1 protein-coding gene and 1 pseudogene are annotated in these 1620 nt (G+C 76.5%); both read right to left on the bottom strand.

The annotated features are described in order from the left end of the window. A partial coding sequence (locus AB0J52_RS39615) for a hypothetical protein (RefSeq protein WP_500188271.1) occupies window positions 1–619 on the bottom strand: 619 nt, incomplete at its 3' end. Window positions 620–829: 210 nt separating this feature from the next. Beyond that, a pseudogene (locus AB0J52_RS39610) lies at window positions 830–1620 on the bottom strand (primosome assembly protein PriA); the annotation flags it as partial.

Below are 1620 nucleotides of genomic sequence, written 5' to 3'. Positions count from 1 at the left end.
CGGCGCGGGCCAGCTCCGCCGCCGGCGCCAGCCGGACGGGCGGGACCACCATCTCCTCGGCCCGCCGCAGGTATTCCTCGGCGCGGGCGAACCGCTCGGCCTCGGGCAGCGCCTCGAACCCGGCGACCCAGCGCTCGACGGCCCCGGCGTCGGCGGTGTCCACGCCGTCCTCGGCCATCATCCCGGCGACCACCTCGGCCGCGGCGCGCCGCTCGTCGGTGTCGGTGTCCGCGACGACCCGGGCGAACGCGGGGGTGACCGCCTCCAGTTCGGCGTCGAGCGCGGCGGCCCGTCCGGCCGGGAGCGCGCCCGTCTCGTCCAGGCAGGCGAACAGCGACCGCAGCGCCCCGAGGATCGACGGGACCTCGCCCGCCTCGGCGACCACCGTCTCGGGGAAGACCTCCAGCAGCAGCGTCCGCAGGACCCCGGGCGTCAACCCCTCCGGACCGGTGAGGCCCAGCTCCTCGCGCGCGAGGTCGAGCAGCAGCTCCGCGCCGTCCACGTCAACGTCGACATCGACATCGCCGTGCGCGTCCTGGCTCGCCGCCGCACCGGCGCGGCCGTCCGCCCACTCGGCGAACCGGTCCGCGACGTCCCGCACCCAACCGTCGTCGCCCACACCGCAACCCTAAGCTGTGTTGTCACAGTCCCGGCTGTGTTGTCAGAGTCCCGGCCCACTGCGCTCGCCTGAAGGCTCGCTACGTGACCGTGACTGGGCGAACGCGGCATCGCTTCGCGATCTGCCCGGTTGCGCTCGCCTTCGGCTTCGCTCCACCGGGCAGGTAACGCGTTCGCGCATGGCTGAGGTCTTTGACACGGCCGCTTGGACTCAGATGAGTTCGAGGGGGTCCATCTGGACGCGGACGTACTCGGTCGTCTTGCGCGCGCTGCGGACGCCCTGCCCGGCCTGGAGCTCGCGGGCGAGCGGCAGGCCGTCGGCGCGCGGCACCCGGACCAGGGCCCGCTCGCGGGCCTGCTGCCCCGGCTGGAGCTGCTCGGCGACCGGAACCGGCCCCAGCACCTCGGCGGACGCGGGCAGGCGCGCGTCGTCCAGCAGCTCGCGGATCGCGGCCGGGGTGGCGGTCAGCGACGCCATCCGGAACGCGGGCGGGAACCCGGCCTCGCGGCGCTCGGCCAGCTCCCGCTCGGCGAAGGTGACCGGGTCCCAGCGGATCAGCGCCTGGACGGCGGGCAGCGACCCGTCGGCGGCGACCACGACCGGACCGCCCGGCCGGACGAGCGCGGCGGCGTTCATCCAACGCCGCAGGGCCTCCTCGGCGGCGCGCAGGTCGGCGCGGCCGAGCAGGGCCCAGCCGTCCAGCAGAAGCGCGGCGGCGTACCCGTCCTCGGCGACCGGCTCGGCGCCCGGAGTGGACACGACCAGCGCCTTCCCGGGGCCGACCGTGTCCAGGACGCCGTCGCGCCCGGAGGTGCGGACCGCCGCGCCGGGGAACGCCCGGCCCAGCTCCTCGGCGGTGCGGCGGGCCCCGACGACGACCGCGCGGAGCTGGAAGGAGCCGCACTCCGGGCAGTGCCAGTTCCCCGCGATCCGCCCGCACCAGCGGCAGTACGGCGCGGCGTGCGCGGACGTCAGCGCCAGCGGCCCCTGGCAGGACGAGC

Origin of the sequence: Spirillospora sp. NPDC049652, from assembly GCF_040675125.1 — a bacterium.
In the GTDB taxonomy this organism is placed as follows: Bacteria; Actinomycetota; Actinomycetes; order Streptosporangiales; family Streptosporangiaceae; genus Spirillospora.
The sequence above is the reverse complement of the archived record's forward strand: the minus strand, read 5'-3'. Positions and strand labels throughout refer to the sequence as shown.